Origin of the sequence: Acidiplasma sp. (assembly GCF_038728925.1) — an archaeon.
Taxonomy (GTDB): Archaea; Thermoplasmatota; Thermoplasmata; order Thermoplasmatales; family Thermoplasmataceae; genus Acidiplasma; species Acidiplasma aeolicum.
In genome coordinates this window covers 11,432-27,908 of record NZ_JAVYSZ010000005.1, presented here as the reverse complement: position 1 = coordinate 27,908, position 16,477 = coordinate 11,432, and the positions used below count along the sequence as shown (strand labels likewise).

The 16,477-nt window shown below is 35.0% G+C and carries 13 protein-coding genes and 1 tRNA gene; 6 read left to right on the top strand and 8 right to left on the bottom strand.

From position 1 onward, the window contains the following. The first annotated feature begins 57 nt into the window (after window positions 1–57). Window positions 58–801 (top strand): glycerophosphodiester phosphodiesterase, encoded by a 744-nt coding sequence (locus tag QXW15_RS03130; protein WP_054964266.1) that lies wholly within the window; start codon window positions 58–60, stop codon window positions 799–801. A gap of 214 nt (window positions 802–1,015) precedes the next feature. Further along, window positions 1,016–1,912, top strand: coding sequence for a 4-hydroxybenzoate octaprenyltransferase (locus QXW15_RS03125; RefSeq protein WP_048102013.1), 897 nt, complete (start codon window positions 1,016–1,018; stop codon window positions 1,910–1,912). Between the two features lie 6 nt (window positions 1,913–1,918). Here the strand turns inward: QXW15_RS03125 and QXW15_RS03120 are convergent. Further along, window positions 1,919–2,002: transfer RNA gene (locus tag QXW15_RS03120), tRNA-Leu, on the bottom strand. Between the two features lie 293 nt (window positions 2,003–2,295). Here QXW15_RS03120 and QXW15_RS03115 point away from each other — a divergent pair. Beyond that, window positions 2,296–2,865 carry an isochorismatase family protein gene (locus QXW15_RS03115; protein WP_048102014.1) on the top strand — a complete coding sequence of 190 codons (570 nt, stop codon included), beginning with the start codon at window positions 2,296–2,298 and terminating at the stop codon, window positions 2,863–2,865. On the opposite strand, the gene QXW15_RS03110 is transcribed toward QXW15_RS03115, so the two are convergent. Genes QXW15_RS03110 through pyrG form a run of 4 tightly spaced genes read right to left on the bottom strand, consistent with a single transcriptional unit; the run spans window position 2,866 to window position 8,832 of the window. Beyond that, window positions 2,866–3,645: an ATP/GTP-binding protein gene (locus tag QXW15_RS03110; RefSeq protein ID WP_054963789.1), complete on the bottom strand. Its 780-nt coding sequence runs from the start codon at window positions 3,643–3,645 to the stop codon at window positions 2,866–2,868. A gap of 19 nt (window positions 3,646–3,664) precedes the next feature. Further along, a complete protein-coding gene (locus QXW15_RS03105; RefSeq protein ID WP_048102016.1) occupies window positions 3,665–6,904 on the bottom strand; it encodes a DNA polymerase II large subunit in 3,240 nt (1,079 codons plus the stop codon). A gap of 1 nt (window position 6,905) precedes the next feature. Continuing rightward, on the bottom strand, window positions 6,906–7,238 hold the full coding sequence (locus QXW15_RS03100; RefSeq protein WP_048102017.1) for an SCP2 sterol-binding domain-containing protein: 333 nt from the start codon (window positions 7,236–7,238) through the stop codon (window positions 6,906–6,908). Continuing rightward, complete coding sequence (gene pyrG / locus QXW15_RS03095) at window positions 7,219–8,832, bottom strand: glutamine hydrolyzing CTP synthase (protein ID WP_048102018.1); 1,614 nt, start codon at window positions 8,830–8,832, stop codon at window positions 7,219–7,221. Before pyrG ends, QXW15_RS03100 begins: the two co-directional genes overlap by 20 nt. A 276-nt stretch (window positions 8,833–9,108) precedes the next feature. Here pyrG and QXW15_RS03090 point away from each other — a divergent pair, with 276 nt between their 5' ends. After that, on the top strand, window positions 9,109–9,426 hold the full coding sequence (locus tag QXW15_RS03090; protein ID WP_048102019.1) for a DsrE family protein: 318 nt from the start codon (window positions 9,109–9,111) through the stop codon (window positions 9,424–9,426). 10 nt (window positions 9,427–9,436) lie between these two features. Here the strand turns inward: QXW15_RS03090 and QXW15_RS03085 are convergent, their stop codons facing one another. After that, complete coding sequence (locus QXW15_RS03085; RefSeq protein ID WP_048102020.1) at window positions 9,437–10,837, bottom strand: MFS transporter; 1,401 nt, start codon at window positions 10,835–10,837, stop codon at window positions 9,437–9,439. A 347-nt stretch (window positions 10,838–11,184) separates the two neighbouring features. On the opposite strand from QXW15_RS03085, the gene QXW15_RS03080 reads away from it, so the two are divergent. Continuing rightward, window positions 11,185–13,533 (top strand): plasma-membrane proton-efflux P-type ATPase, encoded by a 2,349-nt coding sequence (locus QXW15_RS03080; protein WP_287954887.1) that lies wholly within the window; start codon window positions 11,185–11,187, stop codon window positions 13,531–13,533. A 5-nt stretch (window positions 13,534–13,538) separates the two neighbouring features. Continuing rightward, a complete protein-coding gene (locus tag QXW15_RS03075; protein ID WP_052656816.1) occupies window positions 13,539–14,042 on the top strand; it encodes a DUF367 family protein in 504 nt (167 codons plus the stop codon). Here QXW15_RS03075 and QXW15_RS03070 read toward each other — a convergent pair. Continuing rightward, window positions 14,039–15,448, bottom strand: coding sequence for a hypothetical protein (locus tag QXW15_RS03070; protein WP_055040828.1), 1,410 nt, complete (start codon window positions 15,446–15,448; stop codon window positions 14,039–14,041). The genes QXW15_RS03075 and QXW15_RS03070 overlap by 4 nt on opposite strands. Beyond that, window positions 15,448–16,476 (bottom strand): DUF1611 domain-containing protein, encoded by a 1,029-nt coding sequence (locus QXW15_RS03065; protein WP_055040829.1) that lies wholly within the window; start codon window positions 16,474–16,476, stop codon window positions 15,448–15,450. The genes QXW15_RS03070 and QXW15_RS03065 overlap by 1 nt, the downstream gene beginning before the upstream one ends. Between the last annotated feature and the right edge of the window lies 1 nt (window position 16,477).

The following is a 16,477-nucleotide window of genomic DNA, read 5'->3' as shown; positions in this document are numbered from 1 at the left end:
TATTGATGTTTTATTTATCCTCAAATAACTATATAAGTAATTTATATATGGTGTTGCATGGAAATGTATGATTATTTAACAAAAAACTTTGTAATAATAGGTCATCGTGGCCTCCCTGAGAAATATCCAGAAAATACAGAGATTTCATTCAAAAATGCATTTAATTATACAGATGCTGTGGAACTTGATGTTCATTTATCTGCAGATGGTGGGGTTTACATAGTTCACGACTTTAATTTAAAAAGATTAACGGGGAATGATATTAATATAGAAAACCTAAATTCCTCTGAAATAGACAGGTTAAATATAAAGGGTTTTAAAATACCGCGGCTTGACTATATATTAAAAACATATCATGAAAAATATTTTTTTATTGAACTAAAAACAATAGATGATTCTGGCAGTATGGTTTATAACAATATTGTTACAAAAACTTTGGAAATAATAAAAAATACAGGAATGAAAGATCACGTTTGTGTCATATCATTTAACCCATTCTCACTCAGGGAAATGCATGCCCTTGATGATTCAATTATGCTGGGTCTGGATTACTGTGATTTATCCGAAAAATATATGGGAAAACTTAACAGTGTTGATCTGAGGGAACTTGGAATTTCTGTTTATATACCAGAATATAAAAATGATAAAATTGACTGCCTCATTAAATTAAGAAGTCTTGGATTTATTGTAATTCCATGGACGGTTGATAATTATGTTGATGCCGTGAAAATCAAAAATGCGGGTTTAAACGGTATAATAACCAACAGGGCAGATGTTATGGCCAGCATGCTAAAATTATAGCAGGATAATTATTGATCAATTATGGCATGATAAAAAATTATTTTTTATTAGTTATAAGATATTTTTCCATCTTTAAATATAATATTAAATCATTTAATAAATTATATCCATAAAATAAAATGAAAAATGACAAAAAATTAAATATAAAATTATGAAATTTTTTATTAAAAAAAATATGATTAAAATTTATAAAGAATATAGATATACCTTATAAATGTGGGACCCGGGAGGAGCTCATAAAACACAAAATAAGGTTTATATTACGCTTAGGTTTTTAAGAATGGAGCAGACTTTTTTTAGCCTCCCCATGGCATATCTTGGGGCCTTTCTGGCCGTCCGCGGTATTCCATCAATCAGGGTTTTGCTATTAATATTCACCGCACTTTTTTTCATTAGGATAGCAGGAATGACAAATGATAATCTTGCAGACAGGTTTATAGATGCCAGGAATCCCAGAACAATGACAAGACCCCTTGTAACAGGTGCCATTACAGTTCAGGATGCATATTTGTTTATAATAATAGGTTTAATAGGATATTTTGTTTCTGCGTTTTTTATAAACATTATAGCATTTACATTATCCCCACTTGGCGCACTTATAATTATGACATACCCATACATGAAAAGGCACACGGCCCTGGCCAATTATCAGATAGCATCCATACAGGGATTATCGGTTATGGCCGGTGCCATAGCTGCATCCGGCATACATGGGCCGTTGTATATAATATACAGAATTCCATGGTTCTTTGTTTTTGCGACAATTTTCTGGGCCATTGGATTCGATTTATATAACCATATTCCAGATATAGACTATGATAAAACCCATAATCTGCATAGTTTTGCAGTTCTGCTTGGAGGCAAATCACTGGCATTTGCAGGATTGAATCAGGTATTGTCTGTTTCCCTTGCCGTTGGTGCTGACATATTTTATAAATTATATTTAATATCCTACATAAGTACAGCACTACACGGATTGATAATGCTTATTGCATTTATTCTTGCAAGGAAGCAGGATTATGGAAGAGCGTTTCATTATAATATCTATGCCTCTGTTGTGCTTGCCCTTGGAATTATAATAGATGCTGCACTGGGATTTCCAAAATTTTAAAAAGGATGCGGAGAGGGGGATTTGAACCCCCGAATCCCTGCGGAAATGGACCCTAAATCCATCGCCTTTTCCTATCTCGGCAATCTCCGCCTTATCTGCCTTATTCTTAAAATTTATTTATAGTTTTCATTTATAGATAAATATACTATAAATAAGGTCTCTGGGCTGAGAGCATGTATAACTTAATGGGAATAAATATTAAGGAAAATTGAATATATTATTAATATTTAATCCGATATGAACAGTAATAAATTGAATAAAATGCAATATGAATATGATGAATTCATTCTAAATGATGAAAATGGTGAATGTATATTGAAACCTCATTAAACTGTAATGCGATGGCTCACAAAATAAGAAATATTAATTATAAATAAAGTTACATGATTTCTCCAGAAGATAGCATAATAATAATGGAAAATTACAGCAGGGATTTTTTTAGGAATGTTTTCAGTAAGATGGAATTTATAATGGCAGTAGACTATCTAAAAAACTTTGTAAATAAATACGATGTCCCAGTTTTATTCACGGAAAGACCATTTAAGTACATCACAGGAAATGAAGAGATAAACATGTTTATAAAAAAAATGAATGAAAGAAAGGAGAACTCAAAAATGCCTGAATCACCAATGGATAAAAAATTTTTATCTGATTTTGAACGTGCCTTAATTCCAGAGAATGTGGTGCATGTAAAAAAGGAGGATATTTTTTATAATACCAATGTTGAGGATTTAATAAGGCAGCACAAAAGAAATACCGTTCTATTATGTGGTTTTTTCACTGAAACTGATATATTCTTAAGTTCATATGAATCATACATAAGGGAATTTAATACGTATGTTATTTCTGATGCCACATCAACGTATTCTGAAAGGTTATACTTTCAATCACTGGAAATGATAAGCCAGATGGTAAATGTTATAGATACAAGGGACATGGAAAAAATGTTTTGATTATTCATCCCTGTATTCCGTATCTGTGTCCTCACCGCCCTGGAAATAATTGGACATATCAGAATATATGTCATCAAATCCAAACATATCCTTTGATGAAACCGGAGAAATTTTTGTTATTATATCAGATTCCTTAAATGCATTTATAATATTAAGAAAGTAGTCCTTTACCATCTCACCCTTTTCATCCAAAAAGTCCCCGTATAGGAGATCAGGGTCATCCTCCCATGATTTTATTTTATCAACAACTTCATCGCCAATTAAATCTATTTTATTAAGCACGAATAGCATGGGAATGTAGAATCTTGAATATACCGATCCAAATAACATTTTTTCAGATATAAAACCTGAAGGCGTCTGTGCAACAACAGAATCTGCAATAAAGGCCAGCATGCCTTTTTTGCCTGCAAGCCTTTCAACAAGCATTGGACTGCTGGGCCTGAAACTGAAAAGCTCTATCTGGCCCGGAGTGTCAAAAATTACATAATAGTCCTCGTACAAATCAAGTTTTGACCTTATCTTTTCTGCATTATCTATAAGCAGATCAGATGCAACGACCTGGGCACCATTGGGACCAAGAGAGTACTCACTCATTATATCATTCAGTGAGATAAACTCCCTTATATCTATTTCAGGTTCATATGGAAGGTACTCAGCACCCGGATCAAGGTTTACTATAATGGAGTCATAATCGCTTCTGGTAAGCCATTCCTTAAATGCACCGCAAAATGTTGATTTACCTGTTCCTGCAGGTCCTGTTACAAATAATGATCCAATCATGCATCATTATTTTATGAATTTATTTAAATGATTCCAGTGTTGGTGCGTCATCAACAATTTCATCCCCATGTATATCAAATGTATCATTTATAGAATCTATAAGCCTTCTAATCTGGGCCTGTAAATACTCAGGAAGTTTAAACTCTGACATTATTTTTTCCGTTTCTTTTAGGTATTTAACTATACTGCCGTGGTGTATTGTTAATATCAAATTATCTGATCCACATTTAAGGCATTTGCCTGATAATGGTATTCTTCTAAATTTTGAATTGCATTTTGTGCATCTGAATTCCTGTGTAAAAAAGCTCCTTAAATTTCCAAACATGTCAGGTAGAAAGTGTGATGATATGACCCTGGCAGCAACATCATTCTCGTCCACAGAAATCAATTTTTTTGCAAGCCCAAGCTGCTTTTCTATCTTTTCCTCCATTGATCCTATTGTTTTATATGCTGATGTAAGTGTGCCATCACTTAAATCGGATGTATCAAATGAAAAACCTGCACCGGTATATGAATTTTCCTCAGCCATTTTTACCTTCATTGTTTTCATCATCTTTTCTATAGATGATGCCGGTGAATTTTTTTCTGTTTCCAGATAAAATTCAAGAGGGTATTTATAAAGAGTATCCACATTAAGGGCCTCCTTGTCAACCTCCTCAGGATCAAGTATGACTGTTAGCACAAGAGGTGCATCCATCAGGCCACCGGTGGTTGATGGCAAAAATTTTTTTGAGAAGTTAAGAAGACCGTCCAGCAAAAGCATTATACTATCCTCATCGCCATCACAGTTTCTTCTCTTCGCGGCATGGAAGAATGGATGTGCATAGCAGCCGCTAACCTTTGAGAAGCCAATAATCCTGCCAACAATGCCACCTGAGGTATGTGGTGCAAGCCCAATAACAAGATGCCCTATTAGATCCTCTATTTTACTGCACATGTAATATGGCTGCATGTTATAATATTTAACAAGAAGATCATCAATAAAATTTGATACATGGAGCAGGTATTTTGCCGCATCCTCTGGTATTATAATATCCTGTGGATATATTTCGTTTATTTCCTGATCCGGGTATCCAAGATTTTTTAATGTCTCAGAGGATAACTTCAGCTCGCTTTTTTTGAAATGTGTTATGGGTATATCGGACATATCATATCTGCATGTACCATCCTTATTCAGGCTTATATCATATTTTGACCTTAAAATACCCTTTTCAAGAGGTTCCACCGTATTTGATTTGGACATTAATTTTTTAACGCCCTTAAGCTCCTTTAAATCGTAAAAACCAACATGGCTTTCAGCCTTTTCAAGAACTGTTCCGACATTAACACTTAATTTTTTCTCTGTATTTTCGTCATATGTAATAGAACCGCATTTTTCGCATAATGTTAATGGTGTTTCATTTCCACAGTTCCTGCACTGCCTTGCATTTAATTCCATTGAGAACTCTACCCTGTTTTTGGCCGCAACCAGAATAGATCTCCTGCTATCACCATAATTGAGAATTGGAAATAAGGCATGGACCTTTGGCTTCATTTTTCTGTCCCCTGCCTTTTCTGGCCTTCCCAGCCTTGCACCAACCCTCACAGGTGCCCTTGGCTTAATCTCTATACCTGAAAGCTTATTTACCGCATCCATTACATTTGTTTCATTATCAATATTTCTTAACTGAACAATTTTATCGTTAACAAGTTCAAAACCTGTGGAAATTATGAGGGGATAAAATTCTGATAAAAATAGGCCATTATCTGTATTTTTAAATTCTATGCCAAGCTTTATTAATATATCCCGAATATCATGGGTTAAAATTAAACCTCCTGAAAAATCAGCCACCTTTATAGAATCTATTAATTTTTTAAGTTCATCGATTGTTATATCATGCCAGTAATAGTCATATTTTGGATGGAGCGGAATTTTATATTTTCTGGAAAGATCCACTGCCGTAAACTGATCCGGCACTGTTTTTTCGTAACCCTTCAATTTATCCGGCAGATAATATGACCACCATTCAACTGTAAACGGTGACCTTGATAAATTTCTGTTGTTCTCCAGGAAATCCCCATAGGCGATTAAAATCTCACCAAGATCTGTAATAACGTCTATATTTTCCCTTAAACTGCGTGCCTCCTCCATGTTTTTTATTTTAACATGATCGCCGTTTTTTAAAAGCACTGTTGGGCCATCTATTGTATCACAGGGTGTGATCGCCGCGGCCTTTCCAGGAAGCTCAACCTTTATCTGTGATCCTATGGCAATAAAATCATCCAGTATATACATGGTAATAGGATTTATGGATGCGGCGGCCAGCCCGGAGAGCCTTGATCTGCCGTATCGTAACCTGAAACCACCAGGTCTGTTTGGATATCCAAAAACCGGCCTTCCTGCTATAATATCCCTGAGGTATTTTTCTCCCTTATCCCCCTTTTCCTCCTTTTTATGGTTGCCAATTTTATCCAGTATATCCCATTCCTTCAGGTTCATTATATTTGTATATTTTAAAACCTTCTTGGATTTCTGTATAAGCCCCTCACATAGCACAAGGCACATACCACCACGGATATTATTGGTTTTAATTCTTTTCATATCACGGTGCCCGGAAATTTCCTCTTCCTCACTGCCCTCTCCATCGATCATAACCGGGGAATTCTTTACAACTAGTCTTATCTCATCATCAGAGGGCAAATACTGTAAATGTTTTCTTCTGTTATAGGCCTGGATTTCCTCTATATACCTCTCAACCTCCTCATCTGTTGCCTTAAATGCCCCCACATTAAGCTCTCTTCTAACTATATCTGTAATTAGAACACTTAATGCCTGTGCAGTACCACCTGCGCTTCTAATTGGACCAGAATATACAATATCAGCGTAATCAGTGCCATCATCATTCTTAACTATTTTTACCTCTTTAATTCCCTCCAGAGGTGCCACCAGTATGCCCTCGGTCAATATGGCAAGCCCCACCCTAACAGCCTTTTCAAGGGCCTCATCCTTATTTTCCCTGAGCATTTCTGCAACTTTTTTGGAGATCTTAAGTGATACCTCCTCCCTAGACATGGTTTTTGAAAGTTCCCTGATTTCTGAGGCGATACCCTTCATGTGTATTAATTCTTCCACCCTTTCGGCCATATCATTGGCAAGTGGTATTTCAACCTCAGTTGATATATCCCTGCCAAGGGATTTGGCCTCTGTGGCTATGGCATAACATTCGTCAACCCTTTTCCGAATTAAATTATTATACTCATCTAATTTTTTGTCTAACATTTCAGGATTTTAATAAATCACTTATTAGCAGCTTATCCATTAATGATGCCTTTATTTTTAGCTGACCCTTGAGGTAAGCATCCATGGCACTTTCTTCCTTGGATAATATCTTCTTAAATAAATCAGAGCTGACCTCAACATATATATCAGCATCAGATTTTTCTTCTACAGGCTCACTTATGTGGTTATTTTCGATTTTAAATGTGTAAGAGTCCTTATTATCAAATGTAATGCATATTGTTTTTTTTACAGATTGAAGCTTTTTGGAATATGCCGGATCGCTCGCTATCTTCTGATTCGATTTCTGTATTAAATTATTTAATATTTCTTTCATACAGTTTATCCTCCTTTAACTTTTTATATTCAAGTGATTTTTTTATAAAATATAAATGTACTCTTGATGGATTTAATGGGCGTGATTTAAATTCAGCATGGTACTGTGTGGCAATATAATTATCACGATCCTTTAATTCCATAATTTCCATCCTTATTCCTTCATCATCAGTCCCTGAAAAAATTACCCCTGCGTTTTCAATGTCTTTAATATAAACAGGATTAACCTCGAATCTATGCCTGTGGCGCTCTGATATTATTTTCTGGCCATCGTATATTTTGCTTGCAAGTGTACCTTCCTTAATAATTACATTTTTGGCCCCAAGCCTCATTGTACCGCCTAAGTTTTTAACACCCTTTTGCTCAGGCAGTATATCAATAACAGGGTATTTAGTTTCTGCATCAAATTCTGTGCTGTTTGCATCCTTAAGGCCGAGAACATCCCTTGATATTTCAATTACTGAAACCTGAAATCCAAGGCATATGCCAAGGTATGGTATTCTGTTTTCCCTGGCATACCTTTCTGCTATTATTTTACCCTCAACACCACGGTATCCAAATCCACCGGGTATAAGTATTCCATCAAGGTTCCTTAAATCATCAATGTTTTTAAGTAATTTATCTGAGTCTATCCATTTAATATTTACCGCAATTCCGGTATTGCCTGTTACGTGTGAAAATGCCTCCTTATGGCTTATATATGCATCCTGCATATCTATGTACTTGCCTATTATTCCAACTGTTACCTCATCTTTAGGATTTTTTATGTTATTGACAAAATTCATTAACGTGTAATTGAATTCATGGTCATCGGCATTGTAAATTTCCCTTATAAGATCCAGTATATGCTGTTTTTCCATAAGTTCCGGAACAAAATAGACATTTTTAACATTGTATATGCTTATAATTCCTGATTCCTTAACGTCCGTGAATAATGATATTTTTTTCCTTGCCTCGCTATTTAATGGGTGCTCTGAACGGCAGAATAAAATATCTGGCTGGATTCCTATGGCACGAAGCTCCTTAACGCTGTGCTGCGTTGGCTTTGTTTTCTGTTCCCCTCCAGTTTCGGGAATCAGTGTAACGTGACCAAATATCATATCATCATTTTTTTCTGACTTCATCTGCCTTAAGGCCTCCAGGAATGGCATGGATTCAATGTCTCCGACGGTACCACCAACCTCTATTAACGCAATGTCATAACCCTTGGCCGCCTTTCTTATTTTGTTTTTAATTTCGTTTGTTATATGGGGTATGATCTGAACAGTGCTTCCAAGGTAATCGCCCATGCGTTCCTTTTCAATAACCTCCTTATACACCTTCCCAGTTGTAATATTGTTGTCAGATGTTAAATTTGTGTCCAAAAACCGTTCATAGTTTCCGAGGTCAAGATCAACCTCGCCACCATCATCAAGGACAAAAACCTCTCCATGCTGGTATGGGTTCATGGTACCAGCATCATAATTTAAGTATGGATCTATTTTAATATTAGTTACCCTGTAACCACTATTTTTTAATAGGTATGCAAGACTGGAAGTTATTGTTCCCTTTCCTAATCCAGAAATTACACCACCAGTAATTACAATATAATGCATTATCTAGTAGTGAAAAACGTTTAATAAATTTTTTGCTATACCGTACCATTATATCATTATTAAACTTTTACAACGAATTACATTATAAAATAAGTTATATCGTTTATTTTAATATAATAATTTTTCAAAAAAATTTGTATTTATGCTAACATTTTTAAAATGATTATTTATTGAAAAAATAAATCATATTTATGATGTTTATATGAAATTAATGCATATTTATGAAATATATTCATATATTAAGAAATTTTAAATAGAATTATCATATTTTGGATTATGAAAATAATACTGTCTGTTGATTCAGAGGATAAAATAGCAATGTCCATAACAGCAGCCGAGCATCTTTCAGAAATGCCAGAAACAGAGCTTGTTGAGGTTGTTTATCTCAATGGTGGAATAGCTGCAGTGGTGGAAAAAAACAGAATAAAACCAATGCTTGAAAATAAAAAGGTGCAGGTTGTTGCATGCGGAACCTCAATGCAAGCAAGAAATATCCAAAAGGATGAACTTGCGGATGGCGTGGTATATGTTCCCGCAAGTTTGAAGGAAATAATAAAAAGAAAACAGGAAGGTTACATGTACCTTGTTTTATAAAAATTAAAAATTAATTTTCTGATACACTTTTATTTTCCTTTGTTTCCTCAATATTTTTTATATTATGGTCATCGGTAATTTCTGTACCCAGTGTTTCAGGACTTAAATACATGCCCACGCCAACAATAACCGCGCCTATCATTAATAGCATGGCAGTTGAAAACCATATGTTTGTTGGTGTGTCTATGGATTTAAAAAGGTAATCGTGCATTAATGGAACATATATTGAGAACCATCCACCTATAAAAATTCCGGATGAATATCCAAAACCTACGCCAGATGATCTCATATTTGTTTGAAATCTCTCAGATAGGTATACAGGGATTATCCCCCATGGCGCCTGTGTTATAAAACCAATGACTAGTACAGATATTACAGTAAGTGGGACATTTCCTGTTTTGGCCCCATAGAATGCGCCATAAAACATTGGCACAGTCACAATTAATGTAAGAACTGCCCATATTAAAGTTAACTTTCTTCTTCCAATCTTCTGTGACACATATCCAAAGAATAATGCACCTGCAAAGGCTGTGCCAAGTGAATATGTATATATTGTATCTGCCTCCCCGTATGTGAAAACACTTGGTGCATGTTCAAGTATTGTGGGAACAAATGCGAATAATGAATATGCAAAGAAGAACATTCCAGTCATGTATATCATTACCTGGAAGAAATCTTTTCTGTGCTCCTTTCTAAACAGATCTGTAAATGGCTGTTTTTTAATTTTATTTTCCTTTTTGAGCTTATTAAATGCAGGAGTATCACTCATTGTTAATCTCACAACAAGGGCAATGACCACCGGAATTAAGGTTGTCAGGAACAGGTATCTCCATGCATATGCCTTTATGGCTGCAATACCAAAATATCCTGTGAAAATAGCCACTATTGCTGCTGCCAGAAGGGCGCCAAAGGAAAATCCACCCTGAACAAGACCGCTAATTATGCCCCTGAATTTATAAGGTGTCCATTCCATTACAAATGGATGGCCGGCAGCGTATTCACCACCTGCAAATGTGCCAACGAAGATCCTTATTATGACAAAAAGGACAAATGATAGTATACCCACACTGGCATAGGTTGGCAGTGCAGATGTAAGTGTGCTGAATAATCCTAGGCCCAGTATGGTTATAATAAGATCCTTTTTCCTTCCTATTTTATCACCAAAATGACCAAAAATGGCCGATCCAAAGGGCCTAAATATAATTGTGAGAGAATATGACAGTATAATTGTGAATGCCCCAAGAAGTGCTGTGGTTGGCGGTAGCAGGACAACGGCGAGAACGGGTGCTGTTGATAAAATCATTGTTAGGTCAAATGCATCCAGCAAAAAACCAAAAAACTGTGATGTTGTGGCCTTTGCTGAATTTTTGCCAAATTTCTCAACCTTTGTATTATAATTACTATTCTCCATAATAAATGCAATGTTTTATTATTTAAAAATTTATCCCACTTAATTCATTAATAATTTATTAATTAAGTTAATTTATGAAATGGTTAAATATTAAAAATGTTATTATTTCTGTAAATAATGATATTTTAAATATTAACTACTTTATTTTTTAGTGATTTGATGTTTTATAAAAACAATTAATGTTATTCAAAGATTTTAAGTATGCTTATTTATCAGCGAATATTAAGGATATACAGTTTTATTATATTTTCAGATATACTTTATTGTTATTAATGATAAAAGCTACATAATTTATTTAATTTCAGGTAAAAATTAAAACTTATATAGTGTGTAATAATTTGTTTTTATTGAAATCAAAATTTGAGGATATGCCTTTGGATAACGTTTATTCTTCGTTAAACTCATCAAAGGATGGTATAACTGAGAATGAGGCCACAAAAAGGATCTCCCTATATGGTTATAACGAGGTTAGTGAAAAAAAGGAGAGTAATATAATTAAATTTCTTAAAAAGTTCTGGAACCCGGTAGCCTGGATGCTTGAAATAACAGTAGTTATAACATTTATTTTAAAGAAATATGATGACATGTACATTATATTATTTCTATTAATTTTTAATTCAATAGTTGGTTACACGCAGGAATCCAGGGCAAATAATGCACTGGAATTATTAAAAAAGAAGCTTTCTGTTAAGGCCGTGGTTTTAAGGGACAGGTCATGGAAGGTGATAAACTCATCACTCCTGGTGCCTGGTGATGTTGTTCATATAAAGCTTGGTGATGTTGTTCCAGCCGATGCGAAAATAATAAATGGGAATATAGAGGTAGACCAGTCGGCATTAACAGGCGAATCGCTTGCAGTTGAAAGAAAGAGCCCGGATCTTATATATTCCAGTTCAATAGTAAGGCGTGGAGAATGCGATGCGATAATTGTCGCAACAGGTGAAAATACATTTTTCGGAAAAACTGCACAGCTGGTCAGAACAGCCAAGGCCGCATCCCACATGGAAAATTTAATAATGAGAATAGTGAGATATCTAATAATAGTTGATGTTTCCCTTGTTATTATTCTTGCAGCATATTCAATACTTATAAATATAAGCCTCTCAGATGTTCTACCATTTATACTTGTAATTCTAATAGCCTCCGTGCCTGTGGCACTGCCAGCAACATTCACCATAGCCATGGCAATAGGTGCCCTTGAGGCATCTGAGACCGGAGCACTTGTAACAAGGTTGAATGCAATAGAGGATGCCGCATCTATGACAACATTATATATGGATAAAACTGGGACAATAACAAAGAATATACTTTCTGTTGCAGAGGTAATACCTGTAAACGATGATGAGAATAGTATATTATATTATGCTGCCATGGCATCAGAGGAAAGCAGTGATGATCCAATAGATTCAGCAGTGCTAAAGTATGCAAATGATAAAAACATAAAGGTTGATTTTTCACTTAGGGATGGCTTCACACCCTTTGACCCTTCCACAAAAATGACATCTGGTCATTTAACAAATGGCATAAATGTTGCAAAGGGGGCGCCACAGGAAATATGCAAACTTGCTGGTGTTGATTATTCCACCATAGAGGAAAAAGTTGATAAGGAGGCTGAAAGGGGATTTAGAATGCTCGGTGTTGCATCTGGCACGTCAGGTAAATACAGGCTCTCTGGATTGCTGGCCATCTATGACGCCCCCAGAGAGGATTCAAAGCAGCTTATATCTGAACTGTATTCAATGGGCATCACACCAAGAATGGTTACTGGTGATAATGGACCAATTGCGGTGGAAATAGCAAAGGAGGTGGGAATAAAAGGTGACCTCTGCAAGAATAGCACCATAAAATCTGAAAATGACATACTAAAATGTGGAATTGTTGCCGAGGTATTTCCTGAGGATAAATATAACATAGTAAAGCTTACACAAAAGGCTGGTGAAATAACCGGCATGACCGGTGATGGTGTAAATGATGCCCCGGCATTAAAACAGGCTGATGTTGGAATTGCGGTAAGCACTGCCACAGATGTTGCGAAGGCGTCAGCCAGCATAGTTCTTACGCATGAGGGGATAGAGGATATAGTAAAATCAGTGAAAATAGGAAGAAAAATATATCAGAGAATGCTAACATATACTCTTAATAAGATCATAAAAACAATGCAGGTTGTAATATTTTTAACATTATCGTTTTTTGTGATTAAATATTTTGTAACAACCCCATTCGATGTTATACTCCTTCTTTTTGCCAATGATTTTGTTACAATGTCACTTGCCACAGATAATGTGAGATACTCAATGCACCCAGAAAAATGGAACGTAAAATCACTTGTTTACAGTTCCATTAGTCTGGCATTTGCAGTAATACTTGAAGGTTTTATAGCACTTTATATAGGTACCTATTTTCATTTAACACACAGTGAGATGCATACATTTATATTTGATATGCTTGTTTTTTCCGGCCAGTTTACTGTATTTGCCATAAGGGAGAGGAAAAGGTTCTGGAATTCTATGCCATCAAAATACCTTTTAACAGCATCAATTGCTGATTTTCTGTTCATATCATTAATATCATACTATGGTATACTTGTAACAGCAATTCCTGCTGTTTTTATAGTATATGATATAATACTGGGATTTGCATTTTTATTCATTATGGATACTGTTAAAAATATGGTATTTAGAAGATTTGGGCTTTAAAAGTGATGATCTTGCAGAATAGAATATATTATGTATATTTAAAACAGGATGACCCAAAAAAATCCACAATGAAAAAACTGGAGCATTATGGTCTTGCCATTAAAATACGGGCTAATATGATAGGAAAAAAGCTGGTTTTAACCCCGTATTCTGATACATATCTTTTAAATTCTGACTCTTTTATTTACACAAATTATGGCATTTGCCTTATAGATGGTTCATGGAATTTAATAGATACAATAAAAAATTTAAGGGTAAAAAACGCAAGAAGGCTTCCACTTCTCTTACCTGTAAATCCAGTTAATTATGGAAAGCCGGGAAAATTATCATCACTGGAGGCTCTTGCAGCCTCTCTTTATATCATGGGATATCCTGATGCCGCATTTGAGGTTCTGTCAAAGTACTCATGGGCACAGAATTTCATAATAATTAATATGGAACCGCTGGAGGAATATAAAAAATGCAAGAATAATGAGGAATGCAGGGATGCCGAAAAATTATTTTTTTAAGTTTTTACCCATGTGCCGTTTTTAAGAGTATATGTTCCATCAGAGTATTTATTAATTATATTTATTATATTATCCCTAAAGTTTTCAGGAACCAGCGAAAACATGGCTTTTTCATATGGAAGTATGTGAATCCCGTTGACATGGCCGTAATCATTTGGATTTCCATTAATAAAACCAAGTTTTGTTTCAGTATATTTAAGTTCATCAGGGTCAAGCCTCATTTTTGCCCTTAAAACCCTCCTCTCAAGCAATCTAATGTCATCGTCTGAATATAATATTTCCTTCGGATTCCCGCCATTAGCCTCGATAAAAAGTAAAATGCCAAGACATTTTGAGCATTTCCCACATGGATATATTAAACCATTTTTTTCATGGCATGAGTGACATGACCTCTGATTTAAGTATAAATCATGATACCGGCCTATCAGAATTTTTTCTTCAAGAGATCCGGTAATTGGGTAAACTATTGAATAAACTCTTGTATTTATTCCCTTATTTCTCAGGTATTCTGACATCATTTCATTAAAATATGAGGTCTGATCGAATATGCCATAATAGTATTCAATACCATGGAATTTCCCCATTTCTCGGGGGTCATCAAATTCATCACCCATGATGATGTTGCCAATTTTATATTTTAAGATCAGGGGTAATGTCAAAAATATATAAATTGGGAAAATAAAGACCTGTATTGGATAATCATCAGCCTTTATGTTGATCATATCCTGCCTTAGTATTTTAATATGCCTTAACATTTCATGGTAAAATCTATCAACGTTCGACCATGTTTTTATTACATTTTTAAAATTTTTTTCATAATAATCAAATGCTGTTTTTGCTGTTAACCAGTGGGCGCCTGATTCCTCAAAAAAGAATGCGTAATTTTTGCCATTAGCATTTATTTCATTAAAAATACCGTAACCAAGAAGGCTCTCCTTGCCACCAGAGGACATTATTAAAACATTATTTTGATCCATCTCATCATAAGATTTATCGTCTATTATTTGACTGGCAGTAACCTCAGTTATGCCGCATGCATTTTCCTCTGTAATATCATTATCCTTTGGTATATATTCTTCCTTAATGAAATCATATCTTCTGTTAATTATTTTATTAATGAAAACCTCCCTTGCGTTTATTACTACAAAATTTTTAATTAAATTTAGGTCTGTTTTTGACAATGGATAATTTAATACAAGCCTCCTTGAAAAATATGTAAAATTAATTACAGGCATTGTAACTATAAGACCGGCAATATTTTTATCAGCTGTAATATCCTCCTTAAATGTAAAAATTAGCTTAAAGTGATTATCATCATATTTTATATCACCAATAATTCTGCGTTTTTCAATGGATAAAACACTAACCTCGATGCTATTAAAAGAGATAATATTATCAATAAACATTACATATCAGCTATTACGTCTGCAATTCTTTCGAACTCCTCTAATGGATCAAAAACAGGTATTCCAAATTTTCTCTCAAGCCTCTGCTTTTCATCAGCTATTTCAGATTTTGTCATTTCCTCGGTGTTCAGTGCTATGGCAATAACCCGCCTGTCTGAAACAAGTTCCAGCACCTTTATATATTTTTCCAGCGGTGGTATTGTATATTCAGGAAAACCGTCATAAAATTTTCTTTTGGGGGCGTGCTGCAGTATAATTGCATCTGGCCTTAAAGCGCCTATAATTTCGAAGCCACCGGGATATGCAGGATGAAGTATAGATCCCTGACCCTCCAGAAACATGTATTCTGGTTTTTCCTCAGTCCATGCCTTGTATGCTATATACTCAAGTGAACCGGCAACAAAATCATTTATTATTGAATCCATAACAACAGTATAGGGAAATCCCTGCATCCATGATGTCTGGCCTGTGCCAATAAGCTCAGATTTTTTTCCATGCTTAATCATTGCATTATTTAAATATACTGCTGTTGTTCTTTTACCAATGGCGCTATCTGTGCCAAGGACTGCTATTTTTTTTGATTTAACCTCATCTATTTTCCCTGTAAATGAGTATTCATATTTGTTAAATATCTTTCTTACATCTGTTATATAGACTCCATGCTTTAGTGCAAGCTCCGAGAATTCTGGGTCATCACTTATATACTGATGCAAACCGCTTACAATATTCATGCCAGATTCAATTGCCTCCCTTATATATGGTCTGTATTCCAGTGGAAGGTATCCTCCATCTGTTGCAACACCAACTATTAATGTTTCAGACCCGAGTGCCCTTGCCTCGGCAATTGATGATATTACCTTGATGTTGTTTGGTTTACCCATTAAAACGTAACCAGCATCCATGCCGTAATACCTTGAATCTATTACTGATGTGATCTGGTACCTCTTTGTAAACCTTACAAGACCATTTGCTGTTTTACCGTAAGTGGTGGCAAAATAACCCTCCGATAATACCGATGCCTTTTCCATT